Below are 16311 nucleotides of genomic sequence, written 5' to 3' on the forward strand. Positions count from 1 at the left end.
CCATTTTTTTCACTTTCCGAGACTCTTATCCCGCTATGCGTCGTCCTTCCAAAGATTCATCCCATAAACTGACTGCCGACAGCCAGCGCCTGGTCACCTTTGCCCAGGCGATCGTACAGGCAGCCAGCCGTCTCGAAGAGCGGTCCTGGGAACACAGCCTGGATACGCAGCTCCAGAAATTACTCAAAACCGGCCACCAGGACACCATCGACAACACCCTGGGCAGCCTGTTCAAGGAAGACTTGAACGCCTACGACGTGCTGATGGACTGCGTTGAAGCCGTCAGCGAATCGACCGTCATCACGCACGAAGACGTGCGCTACGACGCCCTGCTGGTCGCCGTGCCCATCCTCGCGTGGACGCGCTTTTCCATCGCTTCCGGCCCGATGGCCGGCGATGCGCACGGCGTATTGTCGGCGCATTTCGCCGCCCACCTGCTGGCCGACGGCACGAAGATGGCCATGGCGCCGACCCTGTACTCGATCGACCAGCTGCCGCGCAGCCACGTCGAGACCTATGTCAAGACGCAGAAGCTGGCACTGGCCGCGCTGAAAGGCACGGCCGTCAAGCCCTCCAGCAAAGAGGCGGAAACGGCGCCCTTCCTGGCCGACACGCGCTACCTGCTGGTGGCCGTGGTGGCCCCAAGCGGCGCACCGCTGTTCCGCTGGCAGACGCCGGCCAGCCAGCTCGACTTCATCGCCGAGCGCAGCGCCGCCCTGGAACAATGGCGCACGCAGGCGACGCCGACCATCGCCCGCCTGCTGCCCGGCTGCGGCCTGGAACTGCTGCTGCCGGAAGCGTACTATGTGGCCTGCCGCGAAGCGGACAAGCTGATACGCCCCGTCTCCGTGCGCGCCGCCGTGCACTACCTGACGCACACGCTGGCCGTCGAGCCGTCGGAACTGCGTGCCGTCATCGCCGGCTTCGGCGAAGAAGCGGCCGATAGCCAGGTGGACGAGTATCGCATCGCCTTCACCCTGCGCCAGGCGCCGGACGTCATCTACGGCATCGTCTGGCCCCTGTACGGCCAGGAAGACGAGGATGGCACGCCGATCGAAGGCCTGATCCAGGTCGGCATCGCCGCGCTGGACAAGCAAAAGACGCCCGTCGATGAAATCATCGAGCACCTGAACGCCGCTGGCGTGACGCAGATCAAGCGCCACGCGGAACGTTTTGTCGGTGAATACTGCGACGATTGCGGCGCGCCTTTGTTTGCCGACCCTGTCGGTGAGCTGGCGCATGCGGAAATGCCCGAGGATACGCCGCAGGGTACAGAGCATTTCCACTGATGCTGTAACGGTGTTGTCGGATTACGCCGTACCGGCTAATCCGACCTACGATGCCGGTACGGGCTGTAGGTCGTATTAGCGCGCAGCGCGTAATCCGACAACACCACCAGCGCATGCAAAAAAGGCGGAACCGAGGTTCCGCCTTTTTCATTGCAACGTCATTTACAACACCATCACCACTGTGAAAACGGGTGGCGGATCAGGTTCGCGTTGTAGTAGCGCGCATCGCCCGACACTTCCGCGCCGATCCAGTCGGGTTTCTCGAAGGGCTGGTCTTCCGACGCCAGTTCGATCTCGGCCACGATCAAACCCGCATTCGCACCCAGGAACTCGTCGACTTCCCACACCATGCCCGCGTGCTCGATGCGGTGGCGGTATTTTTCGATCAGCGGCTGTTCGCACAGGCCGTCGAGCAATTCAACGGCGTCGGCCAGCGGAATCGGATACTCCCACTCGCCGCGCGTCGCGCCCACGTTCGCGCCCTTGATGGTCAGCATCGCCTGGTCGCCCTCGATGCGCACGCGCACCACGCGCTCGCGCGCGGACGACAGGTAGCCCTGGCGCAGCAGCACCGCCTGGCCCAGGCCGCGCCAGGCCTCGCCGGCCAGCAAAAATTTACGCTCGATCTCGACACCCATGATCAACGCCGTTCAATCCAGCGACAGCAGGATAGGCTGCAGCATGGCTGCGCCCAGGGCCGCGCTGCGCGCGCCGTTCCAGCCCACGCTTGGATCCGGCAAGTCGGCGTTTTCCTTGAACGGCATTTCCAGCGTCAGCGCCAGGCAGCCGAAGTGGTGGCCGATATATTTCGACGCCAGGGTCAGCATGTCCGACTTGTACTTGCTGGCCGCGTAGCCGAACTTGTCCTGGAAGTCGGGGCTGGCCTGCTTGTAGCGCTCGATGAAGGCTTTCTGGTGCGCCGCCTGGGCCGGCGTGAAGTTTTCCAGCATTTCGTTGCCGGCCACAAAGTTGTACGGCAACGCTTCATCGCCGTGGATGTCGAAGAACATGTCGACGCCCGTTTCGTGGATCTTGTTTTTCACGCACAGCACTTCCGGGCTGGACGCCAGCGAAGGCGTCATCCATTCGCGGTTCAGGTTGGCGCCGGCCGCATTCGTGCGCAGGTTGCCGCGGATGGAGCCGTCCGGGTTCATGTTCGGCACGATGTGGAACACGGCGCGCTGCAGCAGCTTGCGCGCGATCGGATTGGCGTCGTCGAGCAGCGAGTCGATCAGGCCTTCGACGAACCATTCGGCCATCGATTCGCCCGGATGCTGGCGCGCGATGACCCAGATTTTCTTTTCCGCCTGCGGGTTGCCGATGGTGACCATATTCATGTCGCGGCCGTCGACCGTGCTGCCCAGGTCGGACACGCGCGCCAGCGGATGCTCGGCCACTTCGCCCAGCAGGCGCAGATGGCGTTCCCACGAATACGGTTCGAAATACGCGTAGTACACGCTGTCGAGTTCCGGCGTATGCGAAATCGTCATCACCTGGCCGTCGAATGCGGTCGGCACGCGGAACCAGTTTTCGCTGTCGTAGCTGGCCACGGCCTGGTAGTCTTCATAGCCGGCCGGATACGTGGCCTGGCCCGCGTTCAGGATGCGCAGCGTGCATGCCTGGTCCCGCGCGCCCTGCAGGCGGAAGTGGAACCACTGATGGATGTCGGCGTGGCTATCCTTGCGCAAGTTCAGGTCGATGGCACCTGCGCTGGTGGCGCTTACCACCTCGATGGCGCCCGAGTCGAAGTTCTGGCTGATTTTAATGGTCATGTAATGATCCCGTCCAAATGTAAGAGTTCCGGCGTCGCCTCGTGGGCTACCGCCGTCGCGCTAAAAACGCAGTGTAAGCTATCCCGCTATTTTCCGCCCTTTGGCCCCGTTAGCAAAGCCTGGGCGGGCGATTTATGCACCAATCCGGGGCATCGATGGCAAAGCGCCGGGCAAAAGGGCGAAAAAACGGTGCTCTGTCGCATCGACCGGACAAAAAACCGAATTGTAACAATGCCAGACACATTGGCAGCCCATCGCCACCCTATAATTCTTGCTTTCATTGAGTCGCCAGGAAAGAGTCGTGGACAAGAAGTTGACCAATATTCAGGAAAGAAAGTTACGCGAGGCCCAGTCGCGGCGCGAGCACATCATCGATGTCGTGAAAGATCTCATCAAGAAGGGCGGCGCGCGCGCCGTCTCCATCCGCAAGGTGGCCGAGGCGGCCGGTTTTTCCACCACCGTCGTGTACGCCCTGTTCCGCGACAAGGCCACCCTGATCGCCCAGGCCATGGACAAGGACTTGCTGGAACTGGTGCGCGCCATGCGTGCCGCCTGCGCCAGCAGCATTGACCCATGGGAACGCATCAGCCTCGTCGGCCGCGCCTACATCGAGTACGGCTTCCAGCATCCCGACGAATATTCGCTGATCTTCATGGAATTGCGTCCGCATGCGGAAATCGACGCCGTCGAAGTGGAACACGGCAATATCGAGCAGGATCCGTATGCGTATGCGCTGCACCTGTTCGGCGAACTGGCGCAGGCGGGCCAGGTGCGCCAGGACGAGCCGGCGCTGCACACGATGACGCAAATCTTCTGGCAATCGCTGCATGGCCTCGTGTCGCTGCGCATCGTCATGGATGCGGGCGACCCATGGACGCCGCACCCGGAAATGAATGCGCATATCGACGACTTGCTGGCCGTCGTCACGACAGGCATCCGCCTGCGCTTTGCGCCGGATGCCTGACAACAAGAGTCGAAACTGACGTAAAAAAGGGCAGGCGCGGTACTGCACCGCCCTGCCCTGTCTTGCTGTTAGCGCAGCTTGCTACGCTTCAAGCATGCTCTGCGTTTCCTGATAGCGCGTATGCCACGACAGCGCTTGCTCCAGGAGGTGCGGCGTGTGACCGCCGCGCTGGCATGCCGCGTCAAAATACGCGCGCAATTGCTCGCGGTAGTCGGGATGCGTGCAGCGCTCGATGATCAGCGGCGCCCGTTCGCGCGGCGCCAGGCCGCGCAAGTCCGCATAACCCCACTCCGTCACCAGCACGTCGACGTCATGCTCCGTATGGTCCACATGCGAGACCATCGGAACGACACTGGAAATGCGTCCGCCCTTGGCCGCCGATTTCGACACGAACATCGATACCTGCCCGTTGCGCGCGAAGTCGCCCGAGCCGCCGATGCCGTTCATCATGTGCGTGCCGCACACGTGCGTGGAATTGACGTTGCCGTAGATATCGAATTCCAGCGCCGTGTTCAGCGCGATGATGCCCAGGCGGCGCACGATTTCCGGGTGATTGCTGATCTCTTGCGGGCGCAGCACGATTTTTGACCGGTAATGGTCGATATTGTCCATCAGCTTTTGATGCACGGCGGCCGACAGGGTGATCGACGAGGCCGAGGCGAATGCCAGCTGGCCCGAATCGAGCAGCTCGATGGCGCTGTCCTGCAGCACTTCCGAATACATGGTCATGTTCTGGAAGGGCGAACCGATCAGGCCATGCAGCACGGCGTTGGCGATGGTGCCGATGCCCGCCTGCAGCGGCAGCAATTCCGGGCCCATGCGCCCGGCCGCCACTTCGCCTTCGAGGAAGGCGATCACGTGGCCGGCGATCGCCTGCGTTTCCGCGTCGGGCGGCAAGGCGTTCGACGGACTGTCGGGGCTGTCCGTGATGACGATGGCGGCGATGCGGGCCGGATCGATGGCAATGGCCGTGCTGCCCAGGCGCTGGTCGACGCGCGTGAGGGGTATCGGTTCGCGCCCTGGCAAGGCTTGCGGAATGTAAATGTCATGCAAGCCTTCCAGCGCCAGCGGCGTGGACAGGTTGATTTCGATGATGACTTGCTTCGCCTGCTGGGCGAAGGCGGCGGAGTTGCCCACCGACATGGTCGGGATGATGGCGCCGGCCGCCGTGATGGCCGTCGCTTCGATGACAGCGATGTCGACGGCGGCCAGGTTGCCCGAACGCAGCTGCTCGGCTGTTTCCGACAGATGCTGGTCGATGAACATGACTTCGCCCTTGTTGATCTTGCCGCGCAAGACCGGGTCGACCTGGAACGGCATGCGGCGCGCCAGCACGCCGGCCTCGGCCATCAGGCCGTCGCTGCCATTGCCCAGCGAGGCGCCCGTGATCAGCGTCAGGCTCAACGGGTCTTGCAGGGCGCGCTCGGCCAGCGCGCGCGGCAGGGCCTTGGCGTCGCCGGCACGGGTAAACCCGCTCATGCCGACACGCATACCGTTGTGGAACAATTTGGCTGCCTCATCGGCGCTCATGATTTTGCTGAGCAAGCCTGGGTGGCGGATACGGTCCTCGTACATCGTGATGCTCCTGATATTCTTAATATTCTCAAACTGGATGGCTGTCATACACCAACCCCATAAGTGGATTCAGTATAAAATCCCGCTTACATGCATGGCATGAATTAATTTCGCCAAACCCAGTCGATATTTTCATGCTTCGCCGAGGCGAGCCCCATCTTGGATATCCGTTCCCTGCGCTATTTTGTCGAAACCGTGCGCCTGTCGAGCTTTACGCAGGCGGCGGAATCGCTGCACCTGACCCAGTCGACCATCAGCAAGATGGTGCGCCAGCTGGAAGAGGAAGTGGGCGCGCAGCTGCTGGTGCGCGACGGGCGCAAGCTGACGCTCACCGACACGGGCCGCATCGTCTACCAGCACGGCCAGGAAATGCTGGCGAACATGCGCCAGCTGACCCTGGAAGTGCGCGACACCCAGGCCTTGCAGCGCGGCAGCCTGACGGTCGGCATCCCGCCCATGATCAATGTGCTGTTTACGCCCGTCTTAAAAGCCTTCCGCGCGCGCCATCCGCACATCAGCCTGACCCTGCAGGAAGACACGGGCCAGCAGATCGAGCGCAAGGTCGCGGCCGGCGAACTGGAAATCGGCATGACGGTGCTGCCGGCCGACCCGGAACTCGACCTCGTGGCCGTGGAAGTGGCCAGCTACCCGATCTGGGCCCTGGCCGAACCGGGCACGTTCCAGAAAAACCGCACGACACTGCCCTTCAAGGCCTTGGCCGACTTGCCGCTGGTGTTACTCAAGGATGATTTCGCCCTCACGCGCAGCCTGCGCCAGCATTTCGCGCAGGCGGGCTTCACGCCGACCATCGCGGCGCAGAGCGGCCAGTGGGACTGGCTGGTGGCGATGGCCTCGGCCGGCCTGGGCGTGGCCCTGCTGCCCGAGCCGTTCATCCACCGCCTGGCCGGCGAACCTCTGGAGGCGGTGCGCCTCGTCGAACCGGAAGTGGCGTGGCAGGTGGCGCACGTCTGGAGCGGGCGCTATCTGTCGCACGCGGCGCGCGCCTGGCTCGAAGTGTGCCAGGACATGCTGGGCACGCAGTTCGCGCACTAACGCAAAAAAGGGGTGGCCGAGGCCACCCTTTATATTGATAACGCTACCTTGCTTACTTGGCGTCGTCGTTGTACATGCTGGCGTACTTCCAGCCGAAGTACAAAATGAACGTGTAGCACAGGGCCGGCACGAGGAAGGACAGCTGCAGGTTGATGTGGTCGGCCAGGAAGCCCTGGATGAACGGCACGATGGCGCCGCCGACGATGGCCATGCACAGGATGCCCGAACCTTGTCCCGTTTGCGCACCCAGCTTGTTCAAGGCCATGCTGAAGATGGTCGGGAACATGATGGAATTGAACAGGCCGACGGCGATCAATGCCCACATGGCCGTGTGACCGCTGGAGAACACGGCGACGAGGATCAGCGCGATGACGATGGCGGCATTGAAGGCCAGGGTCTTGCCCGGGCTGACATAGCGCATCACGGCAAAGCCGACGAAGCGGCCCAGCATGGCGCCACCCCAGTAATAGCTGACGAAATAGGCGGCGTCGGCGTGGCTGAGGCCCGCGATATGGCTCTCGCCCAGGAAGTTGATCAGGAAGCTGCCGATGCTGACTTCACCGCCCACATACAGGAAGATGGCCAGCGCGCCCAGCACCAGGTGGCGGTGCGACCAGATCGAGACCTTGTGGCCATCCTGCGCCAGGGCGGCCGCATCGTCGGCATGCGAAATCTTCGGCAATTTTGCCAGCGCGAACAGCACGGCCAGGATCACCAGGGTGGCGGCCAGCACCAGGTACGGGCCTTGCACGGAAGCGGCTTCCTTGGCGCGGTAGGCCAGTTGCTCGGCGGCAGGCAGCAGGTCGAACTGCTGCACCGTCAGCACGGTGCCGGACAAAATCAGCATGCCGCCCAAGGCTGGCGCCACGGTGGTGCCCAGCGCGTTGAACGCCTGCGTCAGGGTCAAACGGCTCGACGCCGTCTGCGGGTCGCCCAGCTCCGTCACGTACGGGTTGGCCGCCACCTGCAGCACGGTGATGCCGGCCGCCAGGATGAAGAAGGACAGCAGGAACAGCGCATAGCTGCCGGTGGACGCCGGGTAGAACATGGCGCAGCCGGCGGCGGCGATCAGCAAGCCGGCGACGACGCCGCGCTGGTAGCCGATCTTCTTGATCAGCATGCCGGCCGGCAATGAGACGATGGCGTAGGCGCCAAAGAAGCAGAACTGCACCAGCATCGCCTGGACATAGGTCAGGGTGTAGATCGAGCGCAGATGGGGAATCAGCACATCATTTAGCGAGGTCAGCAGTCCCCACATGAAAAACAGCACCGTGACAATGATCAGGGCGCCTGTATTGTTTTGCGTGCCGGCCTGCGCGCGCGGTGCGCCCAGTCCCTGCTTTACGTGTTCCATACTTTCTCCATTGTTCTATCCAAGATTGTCGTGCCCTGCCCTGGCCCATCGCTTGCGGGGGCACCGCCAGGCAGCGGCAGCGTTCGTGTTTGAAAGCAACATCTTCGCAAGGCCGAGCGCGTAGTAAAACTACCTTGCTGCGGCCGCATTATGCCCGAAAGGCCCCGGATTGCGCAGGTTTCCCATCAATTATTCGATAATTGAATAGCTGACATTCGAAATCAAAAGTAGCCTTATAACTTGAAATCGCTATACTTATATTGCAGTGCAGCACAACGCGGCACGCCACACTAGGAGTCTGCCATGTCTACCGCATTTACTTACCACACCACGCAAAACAGCAATATCGTCGCCACCCTGGTCCATGCCGCCAAACGCGTCGGCGCCTGGCTGAACCAAAGCAGCGACCGCCGCGAACGCGCTTACGAAGAAGCCTACCTGGCCGAATCGACCGACCGTTACGACCTGGAATACCGCATGCGCGAACTGGCCCGCGCCAACCCGCAGCCAAGCTGGATGAGCGGTCTGAGCCGTTAAGAGTGCCGCCGTACCCGGCCACTCATCGCAGCCCATCACAGGCTGTTGCAACATCGATAGCGCCATCCTGCTCGCCTTGCGCTTGAGCACAGGATGGGCTATACAGGCGGAATGAAAACGCCCATCACCATCCTCGCCATCGCCGGTAGCCTGCGCGCCGCCTCCCTGAACACCGCGCTGCTGCGCGCCATCGCCCGGCTTGCCCCAGCGGAATATGCAATCCGCATCTATCCGGGCCTGGGAGAATTACCCCTGTTCAATCCCGACCTCGACGCCGACAGCCTGCCGGCCGTGACGAGCCTGCGCGACGCCATCCTGGCGGCCGACGTGCTGCTGCTGGCCAGCCCTGAATACGCGCATGGCGTGAGCGGCCCCATGAAGAATGCGCTGGACTGGATGGTGGGAAATGAATCATTCATCGACAAACCGCTGGTGCTGCTGAACGCCTCGCCGCGCGCCACGCATGCGCAGGCGGCCCTGCGCGAGACGGTGCGCACCATGTCGGCGCGCCTGATCGACGAGGCCTGCATCAGCCTGCCTTTGCTGGGCTCGGGTCTCGATGCCGACGGCATCGCTGCTTACCCGGCATTGCGCCGGGCCATCCTCGATATGCTGCAGTGCATCAGGTCATTTTCATGACCCTCTGCACGTTTTGCTATCAGTTCATCTAGTTTTACTACGTACTTCTACGGACCGCTCAGTGCGGGATCATGCCGGTGAAAACGTAGGCCTGCAGCATGGTGATGATGCCGATGATCACGGCAAACAACAGGCTGTGCTTCAAGGTGAAGCGGAACAGGTCCGATTCCTTGCCCACCAGGCCCGTTGCGGCGCAGGCGACGGCGATCGATTGGGGCGAGATCATCTTCGCCGTCACGCCGCCCGTCGTATTGGCCGCCACCAGCAAGGTGTCGGACACGCCGATCTGGTGCGCCGTGGTGTTTTGCAAGGAGCAGAACAAGGCATTCGACGACGTGTCGGAACCCGTCAGGAAAACACCCAGCCAGCCGAGGAACGGCGAGAAGAACGGGAAGGCGGCGCCGCTGCCGGCCAGCAGCAGGGCCAGGGTGGACGACATGCCCGAGTAATTGGCAACGAAGGCAAACGCCAGCACCAGGCCGATCGACAGCACGGGACGGCGCAATTCCACCACGGTTTCCACGAAGGCCTTCATGCCATCGCGCGGCTTCATGCGCAGCATCAGCATCGACAGCACGGCCGTCAGCAAGATCGCCGTGCCCACGGCCGACAGCAAATCGAGCTTGAACACGGCGTCATACGCCTTCGGCACGGTCACGATGGGCATGGTCTTGATCACCAGCTGGTCCAGGTACGGCACGTGGATCTTGATGACCAGGCTCGATAGCGCCCCGCCGGCGGCAAACAGGGCCTTGAAGCCGGGCAGGCTCCACACGGTGACGATGGCCGTCAACAGGCCGAACGGCGCCCAGGCGCGCATGGTCTGCGCCATCGTATAGGGCGAGGCGGCGCGGCTGCCGCTGCCGCGCACGTCCGCCTTGCCTGCGCCGCCGCCAAAACCGGACAGTGCGGCCGTGCCGCCGCCGACGGCATGGGCCACTTTCGCATTCTTCGGCTGCCACACTTTCAGGAACAGGGTCAGCGACACCAGGCTGACGAGGGCCGAGGTGATGTCCGGCAGTTCAGGACCGATATGGTTCGACGTGAAGTACTGGGTGACGGCAAAGCTCAAACCCGTCACCAGCGCGGCCGGCCATACTTCGCGCACGCCACGCAAACCATCCATCATGAACACCAGCCAGAACGGCACCAGCAGCGACAGCAGCGGCAACTGGCGGCCCGCCATGGCGCCGATCAGGAACGGGTCGATGCCCGTCACCTGGCCCGCCACGATGATGGGGATGCCCATGGCGCCAAAGGCCACGGGTGCCGTGTTGGCGATCAGGCACAGGCCCGCCGCGTACAGCGGGTTGAAGCCCAGGCCCACCAGCAGGGCCGAGGTGATGGCGACGGGCGCGCCGAAACCGGCCGCCCCTTCCAGGAAGGCGCCGAAGGCAAAGCCGATCAGCAGCACCTGCAGGCGCTGGTCGTCCGTGACCGACAGCACGGAGGCGCGGATGATGTCGATCTGCCCCGTCTTGACGACGATTTTATACAGGAAGACGGCCGTGACGATGATCCAGGCGATAGGCCACAAGCCGTAAGCAAAACCATAGCCGGCCGCCGCCAGCGCCTGCGGCACGGGCATGCCGTAGGCGAAAATCGCCACGGCCAGCGCCAGCGCCAGCGTGACGGCGGCCGCCACGTGGCCCTTGATGCGCAGCGCCGCCAGGGCGATGAAGAAGAAGATGATGGGAACGGCCGCCGCCAGTGACGACAGCCACAAGCTGCCGAGCGGGGTGTAAAGTTGGGTCCAGGTTTGCATGTCGGGTCTCCTCCGGTGGATGCGGGTTAAGTGAAAAAACGGCTTTTGATGTAATTGTGTGTAGCGTGTTTTTTTACGGTGCTGCGGTGCTGCCAGGCCGGGTTATTCTTCCTGCCCCCGCGCATTAAGCAGGTCGGCCAGGCTGCGCGGCGCCGGTTGCAAAGGCTTGCGGTGCTGCGTCCAGCCCAGTTGCGCGCGCGGCGTCAGCAGCCGCAGCCGCGTGGCGGCCCAGCGAAACAGGCGGTAGCTGGCAGGGCGCGCAAAGGCACCGCTCCAGAAACGCCAGATCAGGCTTTCGCCGCGACTGAACTTGGCGCCCTGGCCGCGCAGCGGATGCGCCACCTGCTCATCGGGATTGCGGTTGGCTTCCGTGCGCAGGCGCACCAGCAGTTGCGGAATCGGGATGCGCACGGGGCACACCTCGCCGCAGGCGCCGCACAGGCTCGACGCCGTGGCCAGGTCGGCCGTCGCATCGAGTCCCAGCAAGTGGGGCGAAATGATCTTGCCGATCGGCCCCGGATACGTGGTGCCGTAGGCGTGGCCGCCGATGCGCGTGTAGACGGGACAGTGGTTCATGCAGGCGCCGCAGCGTATGCATTGCAGGGTGGCGCGCAGCTGCTCGTCCGCGTAGGCCTGGCTGCGGCCGTTATCGAGCAAGACCAGGTGCACTTCGCGCGGCCCATCCTGTTCACCTTCGCGGCGCGGGCCGGAAATCAGGTTGAAATAGGTGGTGATGGCTTGCCCCGTCGCCGAGCGCGTCAAGAGACTCGCCAGTGGCACGATATGTTCGAGCTTGGCCACCACCTTTTCCATGCCCATGATGGCGATGTGCACTTCCGGCACGGACGTGGTCAGGCGGCCATTGCCCTCGTTTTCCACCAGCCACAGGGTGCCCGTGTCGGCCGCCGCGAAGTTCACGCCCGACAGGCCGATGTCGGCCTCGACGAAGGCCTGGCGCAGGGCGCGCCGCCCTGTCTGGATCAGACTGTCGACGTCTTCCGTGTAGGGCGCGTCGGGGATATGCTCGGCGAACAGGCCGGCGATGTCCGCGCGGGTCTTGTGTATCGCCGGCATGACGATGTGCGACGGCTTTTCGCCGGCCAGCTGCACGATGTACTCGCCCATATCCGACTCCAGGCACGTCATGCCGCGCGCTTCCAGGTAGTGATTGAGCTCGATCTCCTCGCTGGCCATCGACTTGCCCTTGATGAAGCGCGTCGCCTGGTTGCGCTGCGCGATGGCGTGGATGATGGCGTTGGCCTGCTCGCCATCCTCGGCCCAGTGCACCTGCACGCCGGCCGCCGTCAGCTTGTCTTCCAGCTGCACCAGCAGGTCGGGCAGGCGCGCCAGCGCGTGCTGGCGCACGGCTTCGCCGATGTCGCGCAGGCGTTCGAGTTCGTCGCCGTCGGGGAACTGGGCGCTGCGCTTGTCCTGCAAAAAATCCATGGCGCCGCGAAAACTTTGACGCAGCTTCGGATCGTCCAGCGCGGCGCGGGCACGCGCATGGAAGTCTGCCGGTTTGACGAATTGCAAGGGCTTGGCGTTCATGGCTGGCCTCCTTCATGGGCTGACAGATCATCGATGATCAGCACCCACAGCCAGCGCGGGCCGTGTGCGCCATAGGCCAGCGTTTGCTGGATATCGGAGGTTTTCGAGGGACCCGACACCAGCACCAGGTTCGCTGGCATGCCGTCCGCCCAGCGCTCGGCGCGCGCCGCCGCATGCAAGTCCGCATGCAGCGTGCTGGTATAGACAAGGCAAACGTGCAGCGGGGGCGCCAGCGATACCGTGCGCGGCGTGGCCGCGTCGGGCGCGATGACCAGGGTGCCCGTGGCGGCGATGCCGGAACGCGCGACGGTGAAACCCGCGTCGACGCTGTCGAACAACTCCCCCTTCCACTGCGCCAGCGGACGGTCAAAGGACAGCGTTTCCACGCCAGCGGGCAAGGCGGCGCGCAAGGCCTGCCCTTCCACGCTGGCGCTATCGAGCAGCAAACGGCGCACGCCGTGCGCACCGAGACGCTGCGCCAGCAGGGCGGGCCAGGCATCGCTACTCACGCAATCGACTTGCGCGTGCGAAGCGCGCAAAGCGGCCTGCATGGCGTCGAGCTGTTGGCGCGGCGACTGCGGCGCTGCGGCGCGGCGCGCCTGGTAATGGCTGTCGATGGCCGTATCGATGGCCTCCACCGCTTCGGGCGCCGAGGGTGCGGCGGCGCGCAGCCGTCCCAGCATGCGTTCGCGGGCGGTCAATGCGGTACTCATGCCGCACCTCCCGTGCGGCGCCACAAGAAGCTGGCCAGGTGCTCGACGGGCAGCGGCGCGCCCTGGTGCTGCGCGGCGTGGCCGATATTGAGCAGGCAGCCGCAGTCGGCCGAGACGAGCCGGTCGCAGCCCGTGGCGCAGGCCGAGGCGATCTTGTCGCTGACCATGGCGCCGGAAATGTCCGGGTGTTTCAATGAAAACGTGCCGCCAAAACCGCAGCATTCCGATTCGCGCTGGTGCTCGATGCGCGTCACGCCGGGCAAGGCGTCGACCAGCGCCACGCCGTGCAGCCGGGTGCCCATTTCGCGACGTGCGCCGCACGAGGTATGCAGCACCACGTTTTCATCGGCCTGTCCGGCGCCAGAAAGGCTGACCAGGTCGAGTTTCAGCACGCAGACGAGAAATTCGCTCAGTTCATACACGCGTTCGGCCAGTTCGACCGCCTTGGGGCCGGCCACGGGGTCATCCTGGAACAGCTGCGGCCAGTGGTGGCGCATCATGCCGGCGCAGGAGCCTGACGGCACGATCACGGGCCACGGTTGCGCAAACAGGTCGAGCTGGGCGCGCGCCACGGCACGCGCCTGCTCCGGGTTGCCGCTGCTGTAGGCGGGCTGGCCGCAGCAGCTCTGGCCGCGCGGGTAATGCACCAGCAAGCCTTCCCGCTCCAGCAGGCGCACCGCGTCGAGCCCGGCCTGCGGCACGAACAGGTCGACCAGGCAGGTGGCGAACAGGTACACCTGGAGCGGTGCGGGGGGATAGTGGCGCGGCTGGCGCGGGTCTGGCTGCATGAGTGTGTCTCCCCGGCGCTCTGTGTGTTGCTGCGGCGCCGCTGTGTGTTGTTAAGAATGACTGCTTCACGCATAATTCCAGCTTCTTCGAGCCACTTCAAATTGCTCGGACCACTTGAAAACAACAAACGAGACAACAGCGATGGCGACAGGCATGCAAACGCGGGGCAGGGTCGAAACGGTGATGCGCAGGCTGGAGACGGCCCTGCTGGACGGCAGCTTGCCGGCGGGCGCACAGCTGCCGGCCGAGCGCCTGCTGGCACTGCAATATGGGGTCTCGCGCAATACCGTGCGCGAAGCGGTGCAGCGGCTGGCGGCGCGGGGCCTGGTGCGCAGCCGGCGCGGCGCCGGCGTCTTTGTGACGGATCAATTGCGCACCGGCATGGCTTCGCCGTGGAGCCAGCTGGTGGCTGACCACCCCGCCCTGCGCGACGACATCCTGGAATTTCGCCGCGTGCTGGAAGGCGCCACGGCTTATTTTGCGGCGCAGCGGGCCAGCGCGGACGAGCGCACGCAGATCATGGCGCTGCTGGCCGAGCTGGAACAGGCACGCGCGGTCGACGACAAGCACGGCGAGGCGCAGGCCGATGCGCGGCTGCATGAAGTCATCGCGCAGGCATCGCACAACACCATGTTTTTACACTTGCACACCAGCATCATCGGCATGCTGCGCGAACATATCACCCTCAATGGCACGGGCTTGCGCCAGCAGGACGACGCCACCTCGCTGCAACTGCTGTCGCAGCACCGCACCCTGTGCGAGGCCATCTGCGCCAGCCAGCCCGAGGAAGCGCGCACGGCCATGCAAAGCCACATCGATTTCGTGCGCACGCGCGTGACCAGCGACGAATAGGGCGACTGGTAGGACCAGTCTACGGCCACAGCGGCGGCAAAAGCTGCTAACATCGCGCGCCGCCATTGACTTCATCCTGCCATGACCGTCCTCGCTCACACCCATCCGCTGGTACGCCAGCTGGAAAATGACTTGCTGCCCCTGTTCCGCGCCGCCCTGCCGCCACTCGCGGCCGCCGCGCCGCAGGTGCTCGCCTCCGTATTCGCCTTTTCCAGCGGTACGGCCAGCGCTTTCGAGGATTATCATTTCGGCATTTCCTGCCTGCTGGGGGAAGTGCCCGAGGATGCCCCGGAAGAAGTCGCCCTGCTGGTCAGCGTCACGGGACTCGACGCCGGCGCCCGGCTGAGCGCACAGGTCGTCTGGGGCCAGCCATCGGGCCGCGTGGAAGCGCAGGCCGAGTTACAGGCGGGCGACCTGCCTGCCCTGCATGCGGCCCTGCCCGGCCTGCTGACCAGCTTGCAACAGGCAGCCAGCCGCGGCGCACCCGCAATATGACAGGCGCATGAAAAGTGACAGGAAACAACAACTTACGATTTCCTCAGCGCAACTTTGTTGACTTCCACTAGCCCTAGCCCCTATCCTTTCAGTTACGTTTGGTGAGCATGTGTGCATGTTGCTGAGAGCATGCAGACGGCGTCGCCTTGCTTGCGCAAAGTCCCCCGCATTTATTTATCGCAACCATCAGGGCAACGTGCCTGGACGGCCGCTGCCAGCAAATACGGAGCCGACTGCCATGCCATCGAACCGCAACTTTCCGAGAAAAACCTTGCTGGGCTGTGTCTTCCTGCTCGCCGCCCTGCCCCTGCAGGCGCAGACCACGGACGGCACTGCCGCCACCGTCAGCGCCAATGCCAGCCTCACCTCGCAATACATTTCGCGCGGCTTTCGCCAGACCTGGGGCAAGCCGGCCCTGCAGGCGGGTGCCGACTACGCGCACCCGAGCGGCTGGTCGCTGGGGACGTGGGCGTCCACCGTCAGCGACCGTTATATCCAGGATGCAAGCTTCGAATGGGACCTGTACGGCGGTTACGGCGGCACGGTGGGCGAGCTGGGCTACAGCGTACTGGCGTATTACTACAAGTATCCGGGCGCCGTCTACCGCGCCACAGGCGTCAAGTACGACTATGGCGAACTGTCGCTGGGCCTGAGCTACAAGATGCTGTACGCCAAGTACAACCGTACCGTCACGCCGGACTTTTTCGGCATCACGCATGCGCGCGGCACGGGCTACCTGGACGTGGGCGCGAATGTCGACCTGGGCAATGCCTGGACCTTGAATCTGCACGCCGGCAATGGCCGGGTGGCGGGCACGGGCAATGCGATATGGAACTGGCGCGACGCCAAGGTCGGCGTCACCAGGGCCTTCGATGGCGGCTGGAGCCTGAGCGGCGCCGTGACGCGCGCCTGGGGCGCCACCGACGCCTACGATCATTACACGCTGGGCATCCCGAATGCGGCGGG

General features: G+C 64.0%; 16 protein-coding genes. 8 read left to right on the forward strand and 8 right to left on the reverse strand.

The annotated features are described in order from the left end of the window. The first annotated feature begins 35 nt into the window (after positions 1-35). A complete protein-coding gene (locus K0F86_RS06965; RefSeq protein WP_219133732.1) occupies positions 36-1289 on the forward strand; it encodes a DUF2863 family protein in 1254 nt (417 codons plus the stop codon). A gap of 173 nt (positions 1290-1462) precedes the next feature. Here K0F86_RS06965 and K0F86_RS06970 read toward each other — a convergent pair whose 3' ends face one another. Then, positions 1463-1927 carry a CYTH domain-containing protein gene (locus tag K0F86_RS06970; protein ID WP_219133733.1) on the reverse strand — a complete coding sequence of 155 codons (465 nt, stop codon included), beginning with the start codon at positions 1925-1927 and terminating at the stop codon, positions 1463-1465. 12 nt (positions 1928-1939) lie between these two features. Next, positions 1940-3061 carry a M14-type cytosolic carboxypeptidase gene (locus K0F86_RS06975; protein WP_096236951.1) on the reverse strand — a complete coding sequence of 374 codons (1122 nt, stop codon included), beginning with the start codon at positions 3059-3061 and terminating at the stop codon, positions 1940-1942. A 301-nt stretch (positions 3062-3362) separates the two neighbouring features. On the opposite strand from K0F86_RS06975, the gene K0F86_RS06980 reads away from it, so the two are divergent. Beyond that, a complete protein-coding gene (locus tag K0F86_RS06980; RefSeq protein ID WP_219133734.1) occupies positions 3363-4025 on the forward strand; it encodes a TetR/AcrR family transcriptional regulator in 663 nt (220 codons plus the stop codon). An 81-nt stretch (positions 4026-4106) separates the two neighbouring features. On the opposite strand, the gene K0F86_RS06985 is transcribed toward K0F86_RS06980, so the two are convergent. Then, positions 4107-5600, reverse strand: a complete 1494-nt coding sequence (locus K0F86_RS06985; protein ID WP_219133735.1) for an acetyl-CoA hydrolase/transferase family protein — start codon at positions 5598-5600, stop codon at positions 4107-4109. A 159-nt stretch (positions 5601-5759) separates the two neighbouring features. Here K0F86_RS06985 and K0F86_RS06990 point away from each other — a divergent pair, with 159 nt between their 5' ends. Next, entirely contained in the window at positions 5760-6653 is an 894-nt protein-coding gene (locus tag K0F86_RS06990) for a LysR substrate-binding domain-containing protein (RefSeq protein WP_219133736.1), read from the forward strand. Positions 6654-6705: 52 nt separating this feature from the next. Here the strand turns inward: K0F86_RS06990 and fucP are convergent, their stop codons facing one another. Beyond that, a complete protein-coding gene (fucP, locus tag K0F86_RS06995) occupies positions 6706-8007 on the reverse strand; it encodes an L-fucose:H+ symporter permease (protein WP_096236962.1) in 1302 nt (433 codons plus the stop codon). 303 nt (positions 8008-8310) lie between these two features. Between fucP and K0F86_RS07000 the strand changes: the two genes are divergently transcribed. After that, positions 8311-8544: a DUF3563 family protein gene (locus tag K0F86_RS07000; protein ID WP_080698581.1), complete on the forward strand. Its 234-nt coding sequence runs from the start codon at positions 8311-8313 to the stop codon at positions 8542-8544. 111 nt (positions 8545-8655) lie between these two features. Then, entirely contained in the window at positions 8656-9183 is a 528-nt protein-coding gene (locus K0F86_RS07005) for an NADPH-dependent FMN reductase (protein WP_219133737.1), read from the forward strand. Between the two features lie 58 nt (positions 9184-9241). Here the strand turns inward: K0F86_RS07005 and K0F86_RS07010 are convergent, their stop codons facing one another. From K0F86_RS07010 to K0F86_RS07025, 4 genes are all read right to left on the reverse strand, one after another. Then, positions 9242-10948, reverse strand: coding sequence for a lactate permease LctP family transporter (locus tag K0F86_RS07010; protein ID WP_219133738.1), 1707 nt, complete (start codon positions 10946-10948; stop codon positions 9242-9244). 102 nt (positions 10949-11050) lie between these two features. Further along, the gene (locus K0F86_RS07015; RefSeq protein ID WP_219133739.1) at positions 11051-12496 is read right to left on the reverse strand and encodes a LutB/LldF family L-lactate oxidation iron-sulfur protein; all 1446 of its coding nucleotides are present in this window, start codon (positions 12494-12496) and stop codon (positions 11051-11053) included. Beyond that, positions 12493-13209 carry an LUD domain-containing protein gene (locus tag K0F86_RS07020; RefSeq protein WP_219133740.1) on the reverse strand — a complete coding sequence of 239 codons (717 nt, stop codon included), beginning with the start codon at positions 13207-13209 and terminating at the stop codon, positions 12493-12495. The genes K0F86_RS07015 and K0F86_RS07020 overlap by 4 nt, the downstream gene beginning before the upstream one ends. Continuing rightward, complete coding sequence (locus K0F86_RS07025; RefSeq protein WP_219133741.1) at positions 13206-13997, reverse strand: (Fe-S)-binding protein; 792 nt, start codon at positions 13995-13997, stop codon at positions 13206-13208. The genes K0F86_RS07020 and K0F86_RS07025 overlap by 4 nt, the downstream gene beginning before the upstream one ends. Positions 13998-14151: 154 nt before the next feature. Between K0F86_RS07025 and K0F86_RS07030 the strand changes: the two genes are divergently transcribed. The 3 genes from K0F86_RS07030 to K0F86_RS07040 all read left to right on the forward strand — a co-directional run. Next, positions 14152-14850, forward strand: coding sequence for a FadR/GntR family transcriptional regulator (locus K0F86_RS07030; RefSeq protein WP_257572021.1), 699 nt, complete (start codon positions 14152-14154; stop codon positions 14848-14850). 81 nt (positions 14851-14931) lie between these two features. Further along, complete coding sequence (locus K0F86_RS07035; RefSeq protein ID WP_219133742.1) at positions 14932-15345, forward strand: hypothetical protein; 414 nt, start codon at positions 14932-14934, stop codon at positions 15343-15345. A 238-nt stretch (positions 15346-15583) separates the two neighbouring features. Continuing rightward, on the forward strand, positions 15584-16311 hold a 728-nt coding region (locus K0F86_RS07040; protein ID WP_219133906.1), incomplete at its 3' end, for a TorF family putative porin.

This window comes from Janthinobacterium sp. UMAB-60 (genome assembly GCF_900095235.1).
GTDB lineage: Bacteria > Pseudomonadota > Gammaproteobacteria > Burkholderiales > Burkholderiaceae_D > Janthinobacterium.